The sequence below is a fragment of the Streptomyces coffeae genome (assembly GCF_016741875.1).
In the GTDB taxonomy this organism is placed as follows: domain Bacteria; phylum Actinomycetota; class Actinomycetes; order Streptomycetales; family Streptomycetaceae; genus Streptomyces; species Streptomyces coffeae.
This window is the reverse complement of record NZ_JAERRF010000078.1, coordinates 1-6,970: the sequence shown is the minus strand read 5'-3', so window position 1 is coordinate 6,970 and position 6,970 is coordinate 1. Positions and strand designations below refer to the sequence as shown.

The window sequence follows — 6,970 nt, the reverse complement described above, 5'->3', positions numbered from 1 at the left end:
TGTCAGCAGTGCCGAGGTCAGCCGTACCCTCCGGCGTACCGGCATGCTCCCGATGGACCCGGACCTCGCGGTGAAGGCCCTGGAGCGGGCCCTGGTCGCGGGGGATGCGGCCGTCGCGGTCGTGGACGCCGACTGGAAGCACTTCGCCGGCACCTTCGAGGCCCGGCAGCTGTCCCGCATGCTCAGCGGAATCCCGGAAGTCGCCCGGGTAACCGATGCGGCCGAAAGCGCGGCGGCGGACGCGCCGCACGCCGAAGGGGCGTCCGCTCTCGTTCGGAAGCTGGCCGGGCTGCCCGAGGCGGAGCGGCACCGCGTCGTGCTGGAACTCGTACGTGCCCACGTGGCTGCCGTACTCGGGTACGCCGGAGCCGACGCGGTCGCACCCGGCCGCGCGTTCACGGAGATCGGGTTCGACTCCCTGACGGCCGTGAGTCTGCGCAACAGGCTCATCGAAGCCACCGACATGCAGCTGTCGGCCACGCTGGTCTTCGACTACCCCACACCGGCCGCACTGGCCGACCACCTGCTCACCGCGTTGCTCGGGTCGCGCGAGGACGAAGCCGTCCCGGCGCTCCCCACCACGGTGGCTGCCGCTGACGACCCCCTGGCGATCGTCTCGATGAGCTGCCGTTTCCCCGGCGGTGTGGGGACCGCGGAGGCATTGTGGGACCTGCTCGCCGTCGGCGAGGACGCCATCTCGGACTTCCCGACGGACCGCGGCTGGGACCTCGACGGACTGTACGACGCCGACCCGGACGCGCTCGGCAAGAGCTATGTACGCGAAGGCGCGTTCCTCTCCGAAGTAAGCGGATTCGACGCCGACTTCTTCGGGATCTCGCCGCGTGAGGCGCTGGCGATGGATCCGCAGCAGCGGCTGCTGCTCGAGACGGCCTGGGAGCTGTGGGAGCGGGCCGGAGTCGACCCCGAGTCCGTGCGCGGCAGCCGGACGGGTGTGTTCATCGGCACGAACGGCCAGGAATACGTCTCCCTTGTCGACCAAGGCCCGGACGTGACCGAGGGCTATGTGGCCACCGGCAACGCGGCCAGTGTCGTCTCGGGGCGCATCTCCTACACCTTCGGTCTCGAAGGGCCCGCGGTCAGTGTGGACACCGCGTGCTCGTCGTCGCTGGTCGCCCTGCACCTGGCCGCGCAGTCCCTGCGCCAGGGCGAGTGCTCTCGCGCGATCGTCGGCGGTGTCTCGCTGATGGTCTCGCCGCGTGGTTTCGTGGAGTTCAGCCGTCAGCGGGGTCTTGCTCCGGACGGTCGTTGCAAGGCGTTCGCGGCGGGCGCGGACGGTACCGGCTGGGGTGAGGGCGTCGGCCTGCTGCTGCTGGAGCGGCTGTCGGACGCCGAGCGCAACGGTCACCAGGTGCTGGCGGTGGTGCGTGGCTCGGCCGTCAACCAGGACGGTGCGAGCAATGGTCTGACGGCGCCGAACGGTCCGTCGCAGCAGCGGGTGATCCGGGCCGCGTTGGCGAGCGCGGGTCTTTCGGCGACCGAGGTGGACGTGGTCGAGGCGCACGGTACGGGTACGAAGCTGGGTGACCCGATCGAGGCGCAGGCGCTGCTGGCGACGTACGGGCAGGAGCGGTCGGAGGGCCGGCCGCTGTGGCTGGGCTCGATCAAGTCGAACATCGGGCACACGCAGGCGGCGGCCGGTGTCGCGGGGATCATCAAGATGGTGCTGGCGATGCGGAACGGGCTGCTGCCGCAGACTCTGCACGTCGACGAGCCCACCCCGCACGTCGACTGGTCGTCCGGCAACCTGCGGCTGCTGACCGAGGCCACACCGTGGCCGGAGACCGAGGAACCTCGCCGGGCCGGTGTGTCGTCCTTCGGCGTCAGCGGCACAAACGCTCACGTGATTCTTGAGCAGGCTCCGGTTTCGGATCCGGAGGAGGACCCGGCTGGGGAGCCGACTGCGGACGTCGCGTCGCCGGTGGTCGTGCCGTGGGTGGTGTCGGCGAAGTCCGAGGCCGCGCTGCGGGCGCAGGCCGAACGGCTGGTCTCGTTCCTCGCGGAGCGTCCGGAGCTTGCGGCCGCAGATGTGGCTTCGTCACTGGTGACCGGGCGTTCGGTGTTCGAGCACCGGGCCGTGGTGGTCGATACCCTCCTGGGCGGTCCGGCCGATGGGCTGGAGGCGCTGGCCGAGGGCCGTGAGGCTGCGGGCGTGGTGTGGGGGAGTGCGGGCGGCTCGGATGGGCGTGCCGTGTTCGTGTTCCCCGGTCAGGGTTCGCAGTGGGCGGGCATGGCTGCTGAACTCCTCGCCTTCTCACCGGTGTTCGCGGAGCGGATTGGTGAGTGTGCGGCTGCGTTGGCGCCGTTCGTGGACTGGTCGCTGACCGACATCCTTCGCGACACGGACAGCGAGGGTTGGCTGGAGCAGGTCGATGTCGTGCAGCCGGTGCTGTGGGCGGTGATGGTCTCGCTGGCCGAGGTCTGGCGGTCCTATGGGGTGGAGCCGGCCGCGGTGATCGGTCACTCGCAGGGTGAGATCGCTGCCGCATGCGTCGCCGGCGCGTTGTCGTTGCAGGACGCGGCGAAGGTGGTGGCGCTGCGGAGCAAGGCGATTCGGGCGCTGTCCGGGCGTGGGGGCATGGTCTCCGTCTCCCTCGACATCGAGGCCGTTCAGGAGCGGCTGCTGGCCTGGGAGGGGCGTCTGGCGGTGGCGGCGGTCAACGGACCTGCTGTGGTTGTTGTTTCGGGTGACGCGGACGCGTTGGACGAGCTGTTGGCCGCGTGTGAGGCGGATGGTGTGCGGGCTCGTCGTATCGCCGTGGATTACGCCTCGCACTGTACTCATGTGGAGGAGATCGAGGACGTTCTCCTGCGCGACTTGGCGGGCGTCGCTCCCCGGGCCGGATCGGTGCCGTTCTACTCCACGGTCACCGCTGAGGTGCTGGACACGACCGCTCTGGACGCGGGCTACTGGTACCGCAATCTTCGTCGGACGGTCCGTTTCGCCGAGACCGTCCGTGCCCTGCTCGACGACGGCTTCGGCCTGTTCGTGGAGTCCAGCGCGCACCCGGTGCTGACGATGGGCATCGAGCAGACCGCCGAGGCGCACATCAACGCCCCTGTCACGGCGGTGGGTTCGCTGCGTCGCGACGAGGGTGGGCTGGAGCGGTTCGCCGTCTCCGTGGCGGAGGCGTTCGTCGGCGGTGCGACCGTCGACTGGGCCGGACTGTTCCGGGGCACGGGAGCCACCCGTGTCGACCTGCCCACCTATGCCTTCCAGCACCAGCGTTACTGGATCGAACCGTCCGCCGCCCGCCAGGGTGACGTGACATCGGCGGGCCTCTCGTCCGCCGATCACCCGCTGCTCGGCGCGGCCGTCACTCTGCCGGAGTCCGGCGGGCATCTGTTCACCGGCCGGCTCTCGGTGCAGTCGCACCCCTGGCTGGCGGATCACGCTCTCTACGGCACGGCGGTGCTCGCCGCCTCCGTCTTCGTGGAGTTGGCATTGCGGGCGGGTGACGCGGTCGGCTGTGACCGGCTGGACGAGCTGACGCCTCAGGCGCCGCTCGCGCTGCCCGACAGTGGGGCCGTCCAGCTTCAGCTCGCGGTGAGCGGACCGGACGACTCCGGCCGCCGTACGGTGAGCGTCTACTCGCGCCATGAGGACGGCGCGTCGGATCTCCCATGGACCCTGCATGCCCGTGGCGTGCTGACGGCGGGTGCGCCGGTGGGTCCGGAGGTCGCCCGTGCGCTCATCCAGTGGCCTCCGGCCGACGCCGACCCGGTCGACGTGGCGGCGCTGTACGAGGACGGTGAGGAGGGTGTCGGCCTCGTCCACGGCCCCGCATTCCAGGGGCTGCGGCAGGCGTGGCGCCGCGGTGAGGAGATCTTCGCGGAGGTGACGCTGCCGGAGGAGCAGCGCGCGGACGCCGGGCGCTATGGCGTGCATCCGGCACTGCTGGACGCCGCTCTCCACGCTGCGGACAGCAACGCGGCCGACCTGGCCGAAGACACGGTCGTGCTGCCGCACGCATGGAGCGGCGTGTCCCTGTACGCCACCGGCGCGACCACGCTGCGCGTGCGTCTCTCGCCGGGGGCCGGGGACCGTATCGCGGTGCTGCTGGCCGACGAGTCCGGCCAGGTGGTCGCCACCGTGGAAGCGGTGACGCCCCGGAACGTCACACCGGACGACGTGGCCGGTCAGGGACGGGTGTCGCACGAATCGCTGTTCCGCGTGGAGTGGGCGGCTCTCCCGGCGGCCTCCGTGGCCGTGGTGGAGGACAACGGCGCCCGCCGGGCGCTCGTCGGCCTCGACGCGGCCGAGCTGCGTGGTCTGCTCGGGTACGCCGACGAGTACGGCGACGTGTACGCCGGCATCCGTGACGCGGCGATGTCCGACGAGGTCGCGCCCGCGTGCGTGTTGCTGCCCTTCCTCACCAGCTCCGAGTCCGGTGCCGGTGCGGGTGTCGGTGACCCGGTGGCTGTGCGGTCGGCGACGCTTCGCGCGCTGGAGGCGTTGCAGGCGTGGCTGGCCGAGGAGCGGTTGGCCGGGTCGCGGCTGGTCGTGGTGACCCGGGGCGCGGTATCCGCCGATCCCGGTGAGGACGTGACCGATCTGGCGGCGGCGGCCGTGTGGGGTCTGGTCCGCTCGGCGCAGGCGGAGCATCCGGACCGGTTCGTCCTGCTCGACCTGGACGGCCATGAACTGCCCGGCGCCGTGCTCGACGCGGTACTCGCCAGTGGGGAGTCGCAGATCGCCGTACGGGAGGGGCGCGTGTACATCCCGCGCCTGGCGAGGGCGATGGTCCCTGCCGTCTCCACGGCGTCGCCCGCCGTGTGGGACGCCGACGGGTCCGTGCTGGTCACCGGCGCGAGCGGCGTGCTGGGCCGACTGGTGGCGCGGCACCTGGTCGCCGAGCACGGGGTCAGGTGCGTGGTCCTGGCCTCGCGGCGCGGGCGGGACGTGTCGGGCGCGGCCGAACTCGAAGCGGAACTGAAAGCGTTCGGCGCCAAGGTGATGTTCGAGGCGTGTGACGTGACGGACCGCGACGCGCTGGTCGGCCTGCTGGCACGGATTCCCGCGCACCGCCCGCTCCGCGGAGTGGTGCACGCGGCGGGTGTCCTGGACGACGGCCTCATCGAGTCGCTGACGCCGGAGCGGCTGGATTCTGTGCTGCGACCCAAGGTGGACGCCGCCGTGCATCTGCACGAGCTGACCCAGGACTTGGGGCTGACGGCCTTCGTCCTGTTCTCCTCCGCGGCAGCGACGTTCGGCGCCGCGGGCCAGGGCAACTACGCCGCGGCCAACATGTTCCTGGACGCCCTGGCGGCGCACCGGCGGGCGCACGGCCTGCCCGCGGCCTCGCTTGCCTGGGGCTTCTGGGCCGAGCGCAGCGAGATGACCGGCCACTTGGGCGAGGTCGACATGGCTCGCATGGCCCGCTTCGGCATGACGCCACTGCCCGCCGACGAGGGACTGGCACTGTTCGACGCGGCACACACGACGGACGAAGTCCTCCTCGTGCCCACGCGCATGGACGTCGCCGTGCTGCGCGCCAACGCGCGGCCCGGGACCGTACCCGCGATCCTGCGGCACCTCATCGGGACCCCGGCCCGCCGGGTCGTCGAGTCGGCCGCCGCCGACGACGGAACTCCCGCCCTCGTACGGCGCCTCGCCGGTCTCACGCCGGACGAGCGCGAGGAGGTACTGCTGGAGCTGGTGGCCGATAGCGTGGCGGCCGTCCTGGGCCACACGGACGCGGTCGTGGTCGAGCGTGCCTTCAAGGACCTCGGGTTCGACTCGCTCACCGCGGTCGAACTGCGCAACCGCCTGAACGCGGCGACCGGCCTGCGGCTCTCGGCCACGCTCGTGTTCGACTACCCGACCCCGGCCGCCGCCGCCCGCCACATCGTCGGCGAACTGCTGGGCCCGGACCACGCGGACGGCGAGCAGCACACTGCCGCCCCGCACCCGGCGACCACGACGCCACGGACCATCCTCGACGACGAACCGATCGCCATCGTGGGCATGGGCTGCCGCTTCCCCGGCGGCGTCCGCACCCCCGAGGAGCTGTGGCAGCTGCTCGTCAACGACGGCGACGCGGTGGCCGGCCTGCCGACGGATCGTGGCTGGGACCTGGAGGCGCTGTACCACCCGGACCCGGACCACAAGGGCACGGCGTACGCCCGCGAGGGCGGTTTCCTCTACGACGCGGGCGACTTCGATCCGGCGTTCTTCGGGATCTCGCCGCGTGAGGCGCTGGCGATGGACCCGCAGCAGCGCCTGCTCCTGGAGACGTCGTGGGAGGCGTTGGAGCGGGCGGGTATCGACCCGGCGTCGGTGCGCGGCAGCCAGACCGGCGTGTTCTGCGGCCTGACCTACCACGACTACGGCGACCTGGTCCATCAGGCGGGAGAGGCATCGGAGGGCTACCTGATGACCGGCAATGCCGGTAGCGTCGCCTCGGGCCGTATCTCGTACACGTTCGGGTTCGAGGGCCCCGCGGTGACCGTGGACACCGCATGCTCGTCGTCCCTGGTCGCCCTGCACTGGGCGACCCAGGCGCTGCGCCAGGGCGAGTGCACGCTCGCCCTCGCCGGCGGTGCGACCGTCATGGCCAGCCCTGTCGCCTTCGTGGAGTTCAGCCGTCAACGGGGTCTTTCTCCTGACGGGCGCTGCAAGGCGTTCGCGGCGGGCGCGGACGGCACCGGCTGGGCCGAGGGCGTCGGCATGCTCCTGCTGGAGCGCCTGTCCGACGCACGCCGCAACGGCCACCCGGTCCTGGCCGTGGTCCGCGGTTCCGCGCTGAACCAGGACGGCGCGAGCAATGGCTTGTCCGCACCGAACGGTCCGTCGCAGCAGCGGGTGATTCGCGCCGCGCTGGCGAGTGGGGGTCTTTCCGCTGACCAGGTGGATGCGGTTGAGGCGCATGGTACGGGTACGAAGCTGGGTGACCCGATTGAGGCGCAGGCGCTGTTGGCGACGTATGGCCAGGACCGGCCGGAGGGCCGG

General features: G+C 71.7%; 1 pseudogene. It reads left to right on the top strand.

Annotated elements, in window-relative coordinates:
- Positions 1–28 precede the first annotated feature (28 nt).
- Positions 29–6,970: pseudogene (locus JK363_RS40770) on the top strand (type I polyketide synthase); the annotation flags it as partial.